Source organism: Streptomyces sp. NPDC058086 (genome assembly GCF_042885015.1).
Lineage (GTDB): Bacteria > Actinomycetota > Actinomycetes > Streptomycetales > Streptomycetaceae > Streptomyces.
In genome coordinates this window covers 1-14,699 of the sequence record NZ_JBHVST010000118.1, presented here as the reverse complement: position 1 = coordinate 14,699, position 14,699 = coordinate 1, and the positions used below count along the sequence as shown (strand labels likewise).

17 protein-coding genes are annotated in these 14,699 nt (G+C 67.8%); 7 read left to right on the top strand and 10 right to left on the bottom strand.

Translation table 11 applies throughout. From position 1 onward, the window contains the following. Positions 1–36: 36 nt before the first annotated feature. The 5 genes from ACFVWD_RS48800 (at position 37) to ACFVWD_RS48780 (ending at position 2,793) form a co-directional block, all read left to right on the top strand. Positions 37–402, top strand: a complete 366-nt coding sequence (locus ACFVWD_RS48800; RefSeq protein ID WP_389604895.1) for a helix-turn-helix domain-containing protein — start codon at positions 37–39, stop codon at positions 400–402. Then, positions 399–875 (top strand): hypothetical protein, encoded by a 477-nt coding sequence (locus ACFVWD_RS48795; RefSeq protein WP_389604893.1) that lies wholly within the window; start codon positions 399–401, stop codon positions 873–875. Before ACFVWD_RS48800 ends, ACFVWD_RS48795 begins: the two co-directional genes overlap by 4 nt. A gap of 538 nt (positions 876–1,413) precedes the next feature. Next, positions 1,414–1,947, top strand: a complete 534-nt coding sequence (locus ACFVWD_RS48790; protein ID WP_389604891.1) for a hypothetical protein — start codon at positions 1,414–1,416, stop codon at positions 1,945–1,947. Then, positions 1,901–2,341, top strand: a complete 441-nt coding sequence (locus ACFVWD_RS48785; RefSeq protein ID WP_389604890.1) for a DUF6262 family protein — start codon at positions 1,901–1,903, stop codon at positions 2,339–2,341. The genes ACFVWD_RS48790 and ACFVWD_RS48785 overlap by 47 nt, the downstream gene beginning before the upstream one ends. A gap of 101 nt (positions 2,342–2,442) precedes the next feature. Continuing rightward, positions 2,443–2,793, top strand: coding sequence for a hypothetical protein (locus tag ACFVWD_RS48780; protein ID WP_389604918.1), 351 nt, complete (start codon positions 2,443–2,445; stop codon positions 2,791–2,793). A gap of 74 nt (positions 2,794–2,867) precedes the next feature. Here the strand turns inward: ACFVWD_RS48780 and ACFVWD_RS48775 are convergent, their stop codons facing one another. Together ACFVWD_RS48775 and ACFVWD_RS48770 are read right to left on the bottom strand one after the other, a co-directional pair. Next, positions 2,868–3,200, bottom strand: a complete 333-nt coding sequence (locus tag ACFVWD_RS48775; protein ID WP_389604888.1) for a recombinase family protein — start codon at positions 3,198–3,200, stop codon at positions 2,868–2,870. A 22-nt stretch (positions 3,201–3,222) separates the two neighbouring features. Continuing rightward, positions 3,223–4,170, bottom strand: coding sequence for a LysR family transcriptional regulator (locus tag ACFVWD_RS48770; protein WP_389604886.1), 948 nt, complete (start codon positions 4,168–4,170; stop codon positions 3,223–3,225). Between the two features lie 71 nt (positions 4,171–4,241). On the opposite strand from ACFVWD_RS48770, the gene ACFVWD_RS48765 reads away from it, so the two are divergent. Then, a complete protein-coding gene (locus ACFVWD_RS48765) occupies positions 4,242–4,976 on the top strand; it encodes an SDR family oxidoreductase (RefSeq protein ID WP_389604885.1) in 735 nt (244 codons plus the stop codon). A gap of 188 nt (positions 4,977–5,164) precedes the next feature. On the opposite strand, the gene ACFVWD_RS48760 is transcribed toward ACFVWD_RS48765, so the two are convergent. From ACFVWD_RS48760 to ACFVWD_RS48725, 8 genes are all read right to left on the bottom strand, one after another. After that, positions 5,165–6,127, bottom strand: coding sequence for a recombinase family protein (locus tag ACFVWD_RS48760; protein ID WP_389604883.1), 963 nt, complete (start codon positions 6,125–6,127; stop codon positions 5,165–5,167). 1,023 nt (positions 6,128–7,150) lie between these two features. Then, entirely contained in the window at positions 7,151–7,438 is a 288-nt protein-coding gene (locus ACFVWD_RS48755) for a DUF6417 family protein (protein ID WP_389604882.1), read from the bottom strand. A gap of 17 nt (positions 7,439–7,455) precedes the next feature. Beyond that, on the bottom strand, positions 7,456–7,767 hold the full coding sequence (locus ACFVWD_RS48750) for a hypothetical protein (RefSeq protein WP_389604880.1): 312 nt from the start codon (positions 7,765–7,767) through the stop codon (positions 7,456–7,458). A gap of 290 nt (positions 7,768–8,057) precedes the next feature. Continuing rightward, positions 8,058–8,435 carry a fic family toxin-antitoxin system, toxin component gene (locus ACFVWD_RS48745; RefSeq protein WP_389604878.1) on the bottom strand — a complete coding sequence of 126 codons (378 nt, stop codon included), beginning with the start codon at positions 8,433–8,435 and terminating at the stop codon, positions 8,058–8,060. After that, positions 8,435–8,674, bottom strand: coding sequence for a hypothetical protein (locus ACFVWD_RS48740; protein WP_382129874.1), 240 nt, complete (start codon positions 8,672–8,674; stop codon positions 8,435–8,437). The genes ACFVWD_RS48745 and ACFVWD_RS48740 overlap by 1 nt, the downstream gene beginning before the upstream one ends. A gap of 834 nt (positions 8,675–9,508) precedes the next feature. Further along, entirely contained in the window at positions 9,509–10,102 is a 594-nt protein-coding gene (locus ACFVWD_RS48735; protein ID WP_389604876.1) for a hypothetical protein, read from the bottom strand. An 85-nt stretch (positions 10,103–10,187) separates the two neighbouring features. Further along, positions 10,188–11,201: a NucA/NucB deoxyribonuclease domain-containing protein gene (locus ACFVWD_RS48730; protein ID WP_389604875.1), complete on the bottom strand. Its 1,014-nt coding sequence runs from the start codon at positions 11,199–11,201 to the stop codon at positions 10,188–10,190. A 765-nt stretch (positions 11,202–11,966) separates the two neighbouring features. Continuing rightward, positions 11,967–12,629: a hypothetical protein gene (locus ACFVWD_RS48725; protein ID WP_389604873.1), complete on the bottom strand. Its 663-nt coding sequence runs from the start codon at positions 12,627–12,629 to the stop codon at positions 11,967–11,969. Positions 12,630–13,877: 1,248 nt separating this feature from the next. Here ACFVWD_RS48725 and ACFVWD_RS48720 point away from each other — a divergent pair. Beyond that, positions 13,878–14,534 (top strand): polysaccharide deacetylase family protein, encoded by a 657-nt coding sequence (locus ACFVWD_RS48720; protein ID WP_389604872.1) that lies wholly within the window; start codon positions 13,878–13,880, stop codon positions 14,532–14,534. Positions 14,535–14,699: the final 165 nt, after the last annotated feature.

The following is a 14,699-nucleotide window of genomic DNA, read 5'->3' as shown; positions in this document are numbered from 1 at the left end:
TGAGCGATACTCGGCAAACAGGGGAAGGGGGCCACCGTGGATGAGTACCTCGCTGACTTGCTAGGGATCGATCTGGCTGACACCCGCACAGGTGACGCGCTCGACGACACCGAACGGGTCATGCGGCTTATCGAGACACTGGTGCGGCATCGCAGGAGCAAGAAGATCTCGCAGAAACAGGTCGCAGCCGTGATGGAGACCACTCAGTCGGCAGTGTCCGACTTTGAACGTCTGGGCGGCGACCCACGCCTCAGCACAGTGATGCGCTATGCCCGGGCGGTAGGCCTCTGCGTGAAAGTTGCAGCGACTGTTGCCGACGATCAGCCCTCGGACGCCGGCTGGAAGGCCGTGGCTCACAAAGAAGAGGCCGTTGCGGTGGCAGGCAGGCGGACTGCAGCATGAGCACCAGAGTGGCCCACGCCCTGACGTCCGTCGACGAGCTACGAGACAAGGCTGAGCTCGTAGACATCGTGTACTACGAGGTCTCCGGACGACGACTTGATGGCTTCACAAGCGGCAGCACTGTCTGCCGTGACGACGTCACACCAGACGACGACACCGCGGAGATCGAGCTCATGCAGCGCCTGGAAGGCGACACGATCTACATTCGACTTCGAGCCCTGGTGATCACAGCGCAAGGCCGCTTGATCGCAGACGTCGCAGCCGTCTTCCGAACACCGGAGCGTGTGAGCGTTTCCCCGCCGGTTATTTCACAGTTCGCTGACATTATCGCCACCCCCGTAGTCCGCCCCTATCTGCGCGAAGCCATTCACCAAACAGCAGTGCGCCTGGGGATCGATGCACCGCTGCTGTCGATTCTCGACACGCGCGAACGAACCTACTGGCACATGAAACCAGGCAACGCGGCAACCTGACGCGCCTGACACTGGCCTGATCCGGTTGCTATATCCCCAGAGGTGAGTACGACAGGCAGGCCGAGTGGAAGGCTGCTGCGCTGAGCTCTCGGGCCTTGACTCACCGCCACGAAGGCAAGAGGTAGTCGGGGCTTGGCTTCGGCAGATTCAGATGGCCGCGGAAGTGGACTGCCTGTTCCAACTGCACGAACGGCTCCCGACGCAGTTCAGCATGCTACTCCAGACAGCCGCAAGCCTCCTGGCACGAAGCCGCAAGCTCCTCTCCACCTGAGCTCGTCGTCTTGCCTCTGCCGGTTCATTGCGTCGGTTTCACGACATGCCCCAGTGCGACAAGGCCGATTCCAGCAGCGAGTAGTGATGGTGGGCCAAGGCCCAGCAGATCAGCATCGGCAGGGCGCCCACTCCCCAGAGTGTGGTTGCCGCGCTCGTTGCTGGAGCCATTCGCCGACCGGCAGTACGCCGACTGACCCGGAAACCCTGTTGATGCTGCCCTCGCCCCAGCGGCGAGGTTGAAGCGGAAGCCGGTGAACGGGGAGTCGTGCCACGCATGCATGCCATGGCGGCCAGGCTGATCAACAAGGACGTCCCGCAGGAGGTCGTCCGTCAGATCCTTGATCACACCTCGGCCCAGATGACCGCCCATTACGCGCGGCTGTCGGACACGACCGTCCGCCGGCACTGGGAGAAGGCACGCAAGGTCAACGCCCAAGGCGAGACCGTCGCCCTGGACCCGGCCGGCCCTCTAGCGGAGGCGGCATGGGCCAAACAGAGGCTCTCCCGGGCCACCCAGGCTCTGCCAAACGGCTACTGCGGATTGCCGGTGGTGCAGTCCTGCCCGCACGCCAACTCGTGTCTGACCTGCCCGATGTTCATCACGACCGCCGAGTTTCTGCCCCAGCACCGTGAACAGCGCCAGCAGACTCTGCAGATCATCTCCGCTGCCGAAGCCCGTGGGCAGAAGCGGCTCGTGGAAATGAACCGACAGGTCGCCGACAACCTGGAGAAGATCATCACGTCCCTCGAAGATGACGGCCAGCCAGACACCGGTGAGACGTCGACCGATGCCTCCTGAACCCAACACCGGACCACTCGTTGCTGCTGCCCGCAAGCGGCACGAACTGACACGCGCCAAGGCCATCCAAGCCCTGCGAGAACTCGACCGCACCGGAGCCCCGGTCTCCTTCGAGGGCGTCGCCCGGCGCGCAGGCATCTCACGTTCCTGGCTCTACTGCCAGCCTGACATCCGAGCCGAGATCGAACGGCTCCGTGACACGACTCGACGTTCCCCCTCGCCGCTGATTCCGGCAGCTGAGCGCTCCTCCGATGCCTCACTGCACGCACGCCTGGAGGCGGCCCTGGAACGGAATCGACACCTCACGGAAGAAGACCAGCGTCTGCGACGGCAACTCGCTCATGCGCTTGGTGACCAGCAGGCATCCGCACGCACAGCGTCGACGACCACGTAGTTCGGCTGACTTCACGTGATTCCCCAGAGGGCGTCGTCCTTCTGGTGCGTCGGGCCTCGTGCATCGGGAACCTGGGCGGTCGCCTGATCGTCCTCATGGACATGCCTTGCGTTCTCATTCTTGGAATCGACCCGCGTGCAGTGCCCGGCATGGATGGAAACAGCATCCGAGCGGCCCTCGAACAGGAACTGACCCGGTTTGGCGAACACGCCATCGATGCGTCCATGACGCTGATCGGGCTGGACGAGTCGGCGGAGTCGACGATCGTTGCAGCACTGTCCGAGCACGACTGGGACGTCATCGTCATCGGGGGTGGGATCCGCAAACCGGAGCCGCTTCTGCCGCTCTTTGAGCAGGTCGTGAATCTGGTTCGGCGTCACGCGCCGGAGGCCGCAATCGCGTTCAACACGAGCGGCGGCGACAGCCTCGAAGCAGCCAAGCGGTGGCTGTGAGCCAGCCCCCGAGCCCAGCAAACCGCATCGCTCTTCAGTAACGATCAGCCCGCGCTGACCGGCCCTCGAATACGTTACGCAGCCAGGTCGAAGACAGTGTCCTTGACCTGACCGCCCAGGTCACAGCCCTGCTTGATCGGCGAGCTTGAGATAACCGCGAGGGCGGCGAAGACGTGGAAGACGAGACGGCCGCCGGGGGTGGTGGTGTCCAGGCGTTCGTGCAGAGAGCAGAAGCCGATCTCGCGGCGGCGGAGTTCGCCGACCATGTTGACCAGGTCCTTGAGGGACCGGCCGTAGCGGTCGAGCGCGGGGACGAGGCGGCATGCGCATGGCGGTGGCGGGTGAGGGGGTGCTGGCCTTTCTTCGCGCTGGTGGTTGTCTAAAATTGGTCCTGCGGTGATCGTCATGGCGAGGGGTGAGTGCCCCCGGTCAGTAGGCCAGTGCGGTCATGTGGTCGGGGTGGTGGGCGGCGACGTCGTGGGCGGCTTGGACGAAGGCGGCGACGGCTGCGGATCGCGAGGTCTCCGGCCAGGCGACCATGACCGCGCTGGGGCTGAGGCCGGTGACCGGCCGGTATGCGATGTCCGGGCGCTGGTGCCGCTTGGTGGTGGAGAGTGACAGGAACGCCACCGCCTGGCCCAGCGCGACCACCTCCAGGAGTTGCTCGACGCTGGCCACGAGCGGCCCCTCAGGAGGGTCGGCCGGCGCCAAGCCTGTGTGGCCATCGCCTGCTTCCGCTCCGTCGCATCCTGTGTAGTAGGCGGTGGTGGAGGGGGCGGCCCCTTTCCAGCGTGGGATCGGTTCGCCCTTGAGGTCGGTCAGCCGCAGTCGCCGGCGTCCGGCCAGGCGGTGCGCGGCGGGGAGAACGGCCAGTCGCGGCTCGACCACGAGCGTCTGGGAATCCAGCCCTTGACCGTCGAACGGGCTGCGCAGCAGCGCTACATCGGCACGGCCGTCCCGCAGCATGGCGATCGGCTCTCCGCTGCCGCCGACGACGACTTCAGGCGGCGGCAGATGCGAACCCGTTCCCCGGTAGGCGGCGAGGATCTCCCGCAGCAGCCCGGCATCGCCTCCCGGCTTGACCGCCACGACGAGCTGGGGTGTCGGCTGACCGGCCCGGCGTGCACGCCGGGCCGCCGCGTGCACCGCGTCGACCGCGATCCGGGCCTGGTCGAGCAGCACCTGACCGGCGGTGGTCAGCCTCACCTGCCGGGTGGTGCGCTCCAGCAGGCGTACACCGAGCCGGGACTCCATCTGAGCGATCGCCTTCGACAGCGGGGGCTGCGCCATCCCCAGGCGTTGCGCGGCCCGGCTGAAGTTCAGTTCCTCGGCGACCGCGATGAAGTACCTCAGCTCCCGCACCTCTAGCTCACTCATATCTGTGGACTATAGATCCAGAGTCTTCTGGTCTTTCCCTGCCGCCCGTGGGTGAGGGGAGGCTGGGTGCCATGACGACTTCGCAGAAGACTGCTCTGATCACCGGCGCGAACAAGGGCATCGGCAAGGAAACGGCGCGCAGGCTCGCAGCCCTCGGCATCACCGTGCTGATCGGCGCCCGCAACGCCGAGCATGGCGAGGCGGCGGCCGAGGAGCTTCGCGCCGACGGCGCCGACGTACGGTTCGTACCGCTGGACGTCACCGACGAGATCTCGGTCCAGGCCGCCGCCAAGCACATCGACGCCACGTTCGGCCGCCTCGACATCCTCGTCAACAACGCCGCGATCGCCGCCGGTCCGCAAAAACCGAGTGAAACCCCCGCCGCCACCGTCCGGCAGGTCTACGAGACCAACGTGTTCGGCGTCATCGCGGTGACCCACGCCATGCTCCCCCTGCTACGCCGCTCCGCCGCCGCACGCATCGTCAACATGTCCAGCGAACTCGGCTCCCTCACCCACCTGGCCGACCCAGGCAGCCCGTGGTCTGCCTACTCCTCGGTTCTCCTCCCTTACTGCACCTCGAAGAGCGCGCTGAACGCGATCACCGTGCTCTACGCCAATGAACTGCGCGCCGAAGGGATCCTGGTCAACGCGGTGAGTCCCGGCTACTGCGCGACCGACCTCAACCGCCACACCGGGATACGCACGGCGGAGGAGGGCGCGGCCGTCGCGGTTGACCTGGCGACTGTGGGCGAGGACGGCCCGACGGGCGTCTTTCTGGCCGAGGACGGGCCGATTCCCTGGTGAGACCATGCCGCGCCGTCTCCGCCCGAAGCCTGACGGGGGTGTTTTCAACCTCCGCAGTGACGATCACTGGCCTCTTGCGCGGCGCCCATCCCCACGGGTTTTACTGGTGGTTGGTGGGCGCACAAGCCAAGGCGGGCACGAGGTGATCATTCATCTCGCGGAATCAGCGTCAAGGGCTGGGCCGCGAGTCAGCCGGCGGTTTCCATCGCGGTTGTGTGCTCGTCGTGTTCACGCAGCATGCGCATGACGGTGGCGGGTGAGGGGTGCTGGCCCTTCTTCGTGCCGGTGGTGATGACGAGGCGTTTGGCGATGTCGCGCAGGCTCATCTCCTGCTTGCGCAGGTGGAGGGCCATGGACAGCATCGACTCGTCGGTGACGCCCGCGCCACCGATCGTCTTGCCGCGCTTGCGGGCGGACTCGTGGCCCTCCAGGGTGCGGTCGCGGATGTACTCGCGCTCCATGCCCGACATCGCGGCCAGCACCGTGAACATGATCCCGGACGGGTCGTGCGAGCCCTTGAGTTCGCCTGTGAGGAACTCCAGCCCGACATCGCTCGCCTTCAGCTCTTCGGCGAGCATGGCGAGTTCGATGCCTCGGCTGAGCCGCTTGTGTTCGTGGACGACGAGGGTGACGGCGACGCCGGAGGAACGGATCTCCCCGGCGAGCTTGACGGTGGCCTCCGACTCGGGGCGCCGGGTGGCGCGGGTGGAGATCTTCTCCGAGAAGATGCGCGTCACTCCGGCCTCGGCGAGGGAGTCGAGCTGCGCGTCGAGGGACTGCCGGGCGGTCGAGGTCCGGGCGTAGCCGAGGCGGACGTGCCCGGCCGGTTCGGCGCCGGCGCTCACCGGCCGCGGTAGCTCGGTCCACATCGACCCCGGCTTGCGTACGGCGGGGGTCGGCACGCTGGGCGTCTTGGCGAGTTGGGGGACGAGGCGGAAGCGGGCGGTGTGGTACTGGATCGCCACCTTGCCCTTGCCGGTCCTGCATGGGGAGCCCGCAGGGGCGGCACAGGCGGACATCGGGCAGTCGTGCGATTCCACGCGCTTGAAGTCGTTGCTCACAGTTCCGGAGCGCCCCAGGAGGACATCGACGCCGCGGCCGACCGCATCGCCGCGCGGGTCGCCGCCCGCCGCGCCGAAGCCGCCCCGCAAACCGGGCCCGCACCCTGCGAGCCACCCCGGCCCGCGGGGCACGCCGGTGCGGGAGCGGCGGCGCAGGATCTGCGCACCCTGTGCGAGACAGCCGTCATGAGCACCGGGGCCCTGGCCAGCCTGCGGCACTCCGTGGCCCGGTCACTGCCCGAACCAGCAGGAGCACGGGTGCTGGGGTGCATCCTCCAGCTCACCGAGCGGGAAGACTCCGCACGGTTTTGGTGGCAGTACGCCGCCGGAGCCGGAGACAGCCCCGCCGTCTACTGCCTCTACCTCCACCACACGGCCCACGGCGAACAGAGAGAAGCCGAGTGGTGGCACACCCAGACAGAAACGTCCCTCGCCCGTGATGAAGAAGCCGGGCCACAAGAACTGGCCACGACCCTGCGCGTCCTGCGGGGCCTGAAGACCGACGAAGACACGTCAGACCTGGCCACAAGGACAGCAGCGGTCAGCGCCCTCCTTGACTACGTCCCCGCAGCCGTGGCCTACGTCGACGACGACCTCGACCTGCCCCTGCCCGACGCCGACTTCGCCGACCACATCACGTCACTGACCACGACGGCCGCCCCCCGTACAGCCGGCCGACAGCCCTTCGACCCCTTGGCGGAGCGCCAGTCCCGCTGGCGCGCGTCGTCATCCGCCGCGTCTGGCCGCCCGGCCGGCTCCATGCCCTGTTTCCCTACATCACCGACGAGCCCGCCTGCTTGGAAGTGGCACGACAGCGGGGGGCGTTCGGCCACATACAGCGCACCGGCGACTTCGCGGCAGCACGCCGCCGGGACCGGGCCTGGCAGGCGTTCTGGCAGCACTGCGAAGACTGCTGCGACTGCGATCCCTGTGGGATCCCCTGCCGGGCCTACCGGACCCTGTGGTAGCCCGTTGCCGGGATGCACGACGCCCCAGTCCCTCCGTGAAACGCCCCGCGCGGGGGCGGGTTCACCCCGGATGTCCTGCCCGGTGAGGTGCCGCGCGAGCACCAGGTTTGGCCGATTGCGCGTTCCTCCGAAGGGCACGGGTGCCTCACACGAGTCCCGGAAGGCTCTGCGAAGACTCGAGGGTGTTCTCCGGGCCGGGGGTGTGGACGATCCCGTACTCGCGGGCGAAGCGGTTGCCCTCCGCGGCGGAGCCGGTCATCCGGTGCATCCAGAAGCCGTAGGCCGCCGACCTCATCTGCTCCTCGGTCAGATGCAGCCGCCACCGCTTGATCCCGTGGTCACACAACGCCGCACGGACCTGCTCGGCCAGCCCCTCGGCCGGCGCCACCCGAAGCTGGCCGGCCAGGTGGACGAACACGCGCAGCGCCGTCATCTGCGACGGGATCAGCTCTACCAGCCGCCGGTCTGACCCGGCCCCACCGGGTGACGGCGCGGCTGTGGACGGGCGTGGGCGTAGGTGAGGGTGTCGTGTCCGTACGGGGTCACGCGGGCCGCCCACCATACTGGTCGGCCCTCCAGCGCCGACGGCTCCGCGCGGACCTCCCGGCCGGCCAGTTCCACCAGGCCAGGACTCTCCAGGGCGTTGACGCTCTGCTGGTGCGGCAGCAGGGACTCCGTATTCAGCACCCAGCCGTGCCCGGTCGCCCGACCGCGCTCGCCCAGCGCCTCCAGAACGGACAGCGCCTTCTCCCGGTTCCTCATCCCACTCCCCCAGCGGCGTGCCCGTGGGCGACTGCATGTCCGCCGACCGTAGAGGATGGCGCCGGCCTACACGGCGTGAAGATCGCCGTACACGGCCTGCGCCGCCCGGCTGGTCACCCAGCCACGCCATGGCTCAACTACTGACGCTCGGTGCGGGATCGTGCACGTCACGCTACCGGCCGCTTGCGGCATTCAGGCCGGACACCGGACAGGCCCGCCCCGCAAAGGAATTGGCTCGTGAGTTCCGTCGAGGGGGCACCGTCATGATGGCTGGTGCCGTGCGGTACGGCTCAGGTGGCCTGGGGCCAGGCACGCAGCAGGGCGGCGATCCTGGCGGCGGTGCAGGAGGGATCACGCAGCATGTCGCGGAGGGCGACGGCGTCCTCGCGCGTGGGTTTGACCGGGATCCCGGAGGCCTCCAGGTACATCACGCCGGTTGCGGCGGCCACGGCCATGTTGGAGCGCTCGAGCCAGCGGCAGCGTCCGAGGATGTGCACCAGCGCGGCGGCGCGGGTGTAGGGGCCGGCGTAGACGGGCGTATCCAGTAGTTCGGCCCGGTGGCAGGCGACTGCGGCCACCGGTACCCCGTAGTCGTCGGGGGCGGGATCTGCCGCGCCCGCGATTTCCGCGACCTGCAGAACCCAGGGGACGTCGATGTACAGGTCCATTACGCGGCGTGTGCCCCCGAGGTGGGACGGTCGGCGTCTTCGGCCTCGTCGAAGACGCTCTGGTGTTCGTCGAGGAAGCGCCTCGCCGCGTCCAGGCCTCGCTGCCGCAACCCACCGACGTCTTCCCGCACGAGAGCAGCGATGTAGTCGCCGACGCTCATGCCGCGGTCCTTGGCTCGGGCCGTGGCAAGTTCCGCGATCTCGTCGTCGACGCGCCAGCCCTTCTGTGTCTTCGCCATCTCCTGATGGTAACAGCTGGTACCAAGCGGTGGAGTGTTCTCCCGGACCTGCCGACGGGCCTAGCTGCCGGACGGGACCGTGAGCGTCCGGCGGCCGTGGACCAGATGCGAGGGTCGGCAGAGGTGAGGACTTGGGCGAGTGCGTGAGCAGGGCATTGTCAGTGCCAGCGGCCATGGTGGCGACAGGCCGATCACGATGCAGAACCATGCGTTCACCTGGACCGACCTCTTGCAGCCCCGCTCACGGAGACTGCGCCGCCGCAGGGGCCTGCTGCTGTCCGTCTGGCTGCGGCTTCGAGGTCAGCACGGCTCCCCGGTGCTCGATTCACATGCCCGAACCGGCAGCATGAGAACGTGGCAGGCCGGTCAGCCGTCCCCGGCTCCGGGCCGACCCGGCCTCGGGGTGCGTGTTCACCTCAGGTGTCGTGCCGATCAAGCCGGCAGGCGATGGCGCGTAAAGGGGATGCATTCGGCGAGGCTCACCACGGCTTCAGCAGGTTGTCCCAGAACGGATCCTGGTCGACCGGCGAAACCACGCTGAGCTAGATGCTCTTGACGCGCTCACCGCTGCCGAGACCAGCACAAGGGCAGTGCGAGGACGGTGGGCGAACGAAAGCATCGCTCAGGATGAGTACCGGGACTTCACGCGCGGGGCGCCCGACAGACGCTTCACCCCAAGGGCACTCTTGGCCTGCACCGCAAACCGGCCGCTGAACGCCAGCATCACCAATTGCGGCCGGAGCCCCCTTCGAGGAGCGCCAACACCCCGGCCCCTCGACCGCCACAAGAGCAATCATCAGGCCGGACGGAGGGCCTTGGTACGGCCCAGCGGTGTCAGTCTTGTCCATCGTGGTGCGTGTCCGTGTACGTGGTGGTGTATTCCTCCGCGGGCATGGCCATGTCCGCCGCGTAGTCGGCGCGGGCCTGGCGATCTTCCTCAGTGATGTCAGGGTGTACGGGGGGCGTGTGGAGTGCGGGCCAGAGTTGGACCAGGTGGCGTTCCCCGTGGTCGCCGATGCCGGGTTCGGGGTCGTCGGCGTGGCAGTACAGGCGCATCCGCACCCAGTCCGACCCGTCGGATGAGAGCGGGAACTCCAGGGGAGGTTCGTCGTCCGGCCATGCGTCGAGGATGTCGCCCTGTTCGAGGGTCGCGACGTAGAGGGCGGGGAGGTCCGCCTGCAGGCTGATCTCCTCGGCAGGCTCCCACTCGCCCTCACTCTCGGGTACCGGCGGGGCGTCGTGGACCTGGACGGTCAGCTGGAGGGGGCCGGTGTCGGTGGTGGTGAGAACGACGGCGCTGGCGTCGGAGGCCGGACCGCAGCGCCAGCCGAAGGGCATCTCCTTGGGGTACTCGTAGTCGTCGGTGAAGCCGATCAGATAGCCGCCTTCGCCGAGCTCGACAGTGAACGACGATGCACGGACCAGCATGGAAAGCCTCCTTGAACGGGGCAGGGTGCCCCCTCCCGATCGACGCAGGAAGAGGCACCCAGTCTTGCGGGGACTGTAGCCGCGGTCAGGCGATCACGTAGAACGGGTCGTGATCCATGACGTGCATCTGGCCGCGCCAGGCGGTGATGCGTCCGCCCTGGGCCTTGTTCTCATTCACCTTGACCCAGGTGATTTCCCGCTGAGCGGCAGGAAGGGCGGTGCCGCCCTCGTAGGTGGAAGCGAACGGGTACTCGTCACACGAGGTGCGGCCGGCGCGCCGCATGTCCGCCGGCGCGGTCCGCGGGCACACCGCGGCCCGGTTGCGGCCCTCCTGCGTCTTGTTGATCATCCAGTGCAGGGGCTTGCCGCCGTTCGGGTCGCCGTAATGGCCGCCGCGGGAGCGGAGGTTGCGGATGCCTTCGTCGATGCGGGCCAGGCCGACCATGCTCACCCCGGTGGGCGCTTCCGGGATGGCGCATCCGGACCGGCTGGCCCGGGTGCTGCCGTAGTAGTTGTCGCACCGGTAGACGGCGGAGGCGTAGGAGACGCTGCCGGGGCTGTAGCCGGCCTTGGTGAAGGTGTAGCCGTAGGTGGTCTTCGCCTTGGGGTTGATCTTTTTCGGAGCGATGGCGGCGGTCTTGTAGTCGACGCTGCCGCTGGCCGCGCTGTCGAGGGTGTGGCCCTGCTGGAAGTGGACAGTGGCCCTGGTGCCGCCGCCGGAGGTGGCAGAGAACTTGACGGCCACGCCGTTGCCCTGGCCCGTGGTCGCCGCCTTGGAGATGGTGAACTTCTCACTCCAGTTGGCGGAGTTGGTCTTCAGCGTCATCTGGTGCTTGACGCTGAAGTCGGCGGTGCCCTCGATGACCGGGCGCCCGTTGATGACTTTCACGACGTCGAGATGGACGGTGACCCACTCGCACTCGCTGAAGCGGTTGACCGTGATGCGGTTGACCGTGCAGGACGCATTCGCGGCCGGGCTGGCCAGAGCGCTCGCCCGGGACCCGGGCTGGCCGATGGTGACGCGCAGCTGTCCGTCGCCCGACTGGCCGGCCGCAGCTGATGCTGACGGGGCGGCTGTTGCGAGCAGTCCCAGTGCCACGGCCCCTGTAGTGAGCAGCCTTCTCGGTTTCAAGTTGTACCCCCGGTGTTGGTCTCAACCGACGGCGGCACAACGTCAACTCCCGCGTACCCCCGTCGCGTTGACGCCATCCAAGCACAGGCAACGCAAAGACTGCACACCGTTTTGGTCTGTTTCAGTCATAGGTGAACGGGTGCCACGCATTGGCAGCCGATATCACCCAGCTCAGCCGAGCGCTCAGGCGCCGCACCTCTCCGCAGACGAGCGACACGGCCAGGACGCGGGTACGTGCCGCTACCGGTCTCGGGGCCCGACCGTCCGCTGCAACCGGCCCTTTGACCGGAAACCGAGTTCGATCGCTTCGCTGCCGGCCTCCACTGTCAGACCGTTCGGTCTTGCTCACTGCCGCCCGACCCGTCGGCCGAGCCGGCACGGGCGGCCCGGTTTCTCGGCCTTCCCCCCACATCCCCAGAAGGCCGGCGGGTGTGCCACCTCACAGCGGCTGCCAGGCAGTCGGGGGAACAACCCCGGAAAGTTGATCGTTCATCAAAGTGTGGCTGCGGAGGGGACAGTGTCCCCGGGCCTCACCTATGGCCCATGGGGACGATCGTCCGGCTGAAGCCCCATGGAGCCTTCCGCCGAGAGGCGACCGCCCTCCGCACGCCACCACCCACGGCCCCGGCTGGTCTCCCCCGTCCAGCCGGGGCCTTCAGCTGTGTACGACTGCCGTACACCCGCCGGGGACCTACAGATAGTCCGACCGGACATCCTCCAACCGCCGGGCCCTCACCCAAGGCCGAGGGTGCTCAGGGCCGTGGTCCAGTCGGTGACGATGGCCTTCTGCGCGGCCGTGAGGGTGACCTTGCCGGCGCAGACCGCGGTGTGCAGTTTCGTCTCCACCGGGTCCTTCAGGTTGTTGACCCCGCCGCCCGCCTTGTGGCCCGGGTCCGGCGGCTCGACCCACAGATTCCGGGGATCGTTCGGGTCGCCGCCCAGCTGCAGGCTGATGAGGTGGTCGTACTCGGCATCGCCCATGGGGCCCTTGTAGCCGTACGAGGCCGCGCTCAGCGCCTTCTCCTTGCTCGTGACGGAGGTGGAAGGCCGGATGCCGGAGGTGTAGCCGCCCTTGCGGCAGATCGTCGACTTCAGATTCGCCTGCGTGACCGCCGGGGAGACCGCGCCCGGTGTGCACGCCGGATCCTCCAGCGGCTCCCCTTTCTCGTACCGAAAGTGGCAACTGCCCGCCGGGGGCTGCTTCTGCACGGTGTACGTGCTCTGCGGGCCGGCGCCGACCGCGATCGCCCGCCCAGGTCCCTCACCGCCCCGCGCGCCCGATCCCGACGACGGCGCCGACGATATGGCGGGGGACACCGTCGGAGCAGAAGAACAGCCCGCCAGGAACAACCCGGCAAGCATGACGGACGACGCGGCGCGGAAGCTGGAGCGCATGACGACCCCTCACAGACGGGCAATGGCCGAGCAGATGCTGCCCAGCCGTTGCACCGCCACACCGGGCCGGGCACCGCGCGCGGGAGCATGCACGCGGTGCGAAGAGCGCCGTCAGGGTACGCAGGGCAACGGCCGAAGCCGCTGGCCGCCCCCCTCGCACAGTGCCCGATGCCAAAGATGGAACAAGCACAGGGGTGGTTGCGCATTCATCTGTGCCTGCGGAGGGGGCGGTGTCCCCGGGCCTCACCTCCAGCCCATGGGGACAATCGTCTGGCTGAAGCCCTCGCTGGTCTCCCGCATCCAGCCAGGGCCTCTCACTGCCCGCACGCCCATCGGCCAAGGACGCTCCCTGCTGCCTCATCGACCAGGACACAGGGAAAGCGGACGAGTCTCTACTGGTAGCAGCCGCCCGGGCACATGACGGTGACGGCGCCGGAGGGGTGATCAGAGGAGACCTGGTAGCCCTGCGCGTGCACAGGATGATGCACGCTGCTCGTCTCCCAGGGAGCAGGGAGCAGGGAGCGCCGACGCGGCCGGGTCAACGGCTCCCACCACCGCAGCCGCCACGAACAGCACGGCCGTCGCCCGCATACGCACACACATGAGGTCCTCCTTCGCTCGACTGCTCCGCATTCTGGGCGGCCGGGAACGAGAACAGGGCTCGTTTCGACGACGGCCGAATCGTGCCGCGGGCTACAGGCGACCGGCGCGCCGCCGGACCGTGGTAACCGCCGAAGGGAATACGACCCCTTACGCGAGCCACAGCCGGTGATCGCAGAGCGGGGCGTGTTCATGAGCAACACCAAAGAGTCGCCGGGGCAAGCGCACTGAGCCGCAGCGGGCCGCGCTCGCCGAACTCGGCATCGAAATGAGCATGAAAGAGGTCGCCACCTCGACCGATGGCATCGTGCCGGAAGCGCGATCGAGGAGTTGCTGTTCACCGAGAACTGGCGCGCCGGCGTACTCGGCCTGGTCAATGAACGCCCTCTCCCGCGTGCCCGGGTACCTTTCCCAGCAGAGGCAAGGACGGCACGGCACTTACGGAAGACCGGTGCGGTGAAGCGGCACAACAGGCCGAGCGGGTTCCACGGGGTGCTAGCGGGCGGGGTCGTGACGATCATGGCGGCCGGCGGCTGCAGTGCAGGGGGTGGCAGCGCAACCGGTCCGACCGCCACCTCGCCGCAGGCGGCCCCCAGCACCGCACCGAGCGCCACGACGTGGCAGAAGTGGGGTCTCACGCCGCTGCCCGTGCCCCCGAAACCCCCGGCCGACAAACCCGTCAAACTCTCCGCTAACGGAACCGTCCCGGTCTTCGAGCACGTACCGACCTCGCAGAAGGTCGTCTTCATCACGGTCGACGACGGAGCGGAGAAGGACCCCAAGTTCATCGAGATGATGAGGGACTTGAAGATTCCGATCACGATGTTCCTCATGAACGACACCATCAAGTCGGACTACGGGTACTTCAAACCACTGCAGGCGATGGGCAACCACATCCAGAACCACACCCTGCACCACCCCGCGATGAACACCGTCCCGTTGGCCCGCCAGAAGGAAGAAGTGTGCGGCGACCAGAAAATCCTCACCCAGCAGTACCGCACCGCACCGCTGCTGTTCCGCCCGCCCTACGGCGCATACAACAGCGACACCAAGACCGCGGTGGGGGAATGCGGGCCCCGGGCCATCGTCCGGTGGCAGGAATCCATGCAGATCAGCACCATGCGGTATCAGGAAGCCGACAAGAAGCTGCGCCCCGGCGACATCATCCTCGCCCACTTCCGCGGACCCAAGGAACTCAAGGGCACCACGATGACGGAGATGTTCGGCAACCTGCTCAAGCGCATCCAGAAGCAGGGATTCGCTGTGGCGCGCCTGGAGGACTACATCCAGCCACCGGCTGAGTGAGACCGTGGGACGAACCTCCGGCGCACCACGGTCTCGGCGGTAGGGCGGGTCAGAGGCGATCGAAGCACTACTAGGACGTGTTTGAGATGTGGTCACAGCGCCTGTCGTATGAGGGTGAGCTGGACGGTCGACTCGTAGCGGACGGCGAGCTTGTCGTACCTGGTC

What these genes read in the sequence shown, in the direction of transcription:
- ACFVWD_RS48795 (WP_389604893.1), top strand. Translation starts at nt 399, where the DNA reads ATGAGCACCAGAGTGGCCCACGCCCTGACGTCCGTCGACGAGCTACGA.
- ACFVWD_RS48785 (WP_389604890.1), top strand. Translation starts at nt 1,901, where the DNA reads ATGACGGCCAGCCAGACACCGGTGAGACGTCGACCGATGCCTCCTGAA.
- ACFVWD_RS48780 (WP_389604918.1), top strand. Translation starts at nt 2,443, where the DNA reads ATGCCTTGCGTTCTCATTCTTGGAATCGACCCGCGTGCAGTGCCCGGC.
- ACFVWD_RS48775 (WP_389604888.1), bottom strand. Translation starts at nt 3,200, where the DNA reads ATGACGATCACCGCAGGACCAATTTTAGACAACCACCAGCGCGAAGAA.
- ACFVWD_RS48770 (WP_389604886.1), bottom strand. Translation starts at nt 4,170, where the DNA reads ATGAGTGAGCTAGAGGTGCGGGAGCTGAGGTACTTCATCGCGGTCGCC.
- ACFVWD_RS48765 (WP_389604885.1), top strand. Translation starts at nt 4,242, where the DNA reads ATGACGACTTCGCAGAAGACTGCTCTGATCACCGGCGCGAACAAGGGC.
- ACFVWD_RS48755 (WP_389604882.1), bottom strand. Translation starts at nt 7,438, where the DNA reads ATGACGGCGCTGCGCGTGTTCGTCCACCTGGCCGGCCAGCTTCGGGTG.
- ACFVWD_RS48750 (WP_389604880.1), bottom strand. Translation starts at nt 7,767, where the DNA reads ATGAGGAACCGGGAGAAGGCGCTGTCCGTTCTGGAGGCGCTGGGCGAG.
- ACFVWD_RS48745 (WP_389604878.1), bottom strand. Translation starts at nt 8,435, where the DNA reads ATGGACCTGTACATCGACGTCCCCTGGGTTCTGCAGGTCGCGGAAATC.
- ACFVWD_RS48740 (WP_382129874.1), bottom strand. Translation starts at nt 8,674, where the DNA reads ATGGCGAAGACACAGAAGGGCTGGCGCGTCGACGACGAGATCGCGGAA.
- ACFVWD_RS48735 (WP_389604876.1), bottom strand. Translation starts at nt 10,102, where the DNA reads ATGCTGGTCCGTGCATCGTCGTTCACTGTCGAGCTCGGCGAAGGCGGC.
- ACFVWD_RS48725 (WP_389604873.1), bottom strand. Translation starts at nt 12,629, where the DNA reads ATGCGCTCCAGCTTCCGCGCCGCGTCGTCCGTCATGCTTGCCGGGTTG.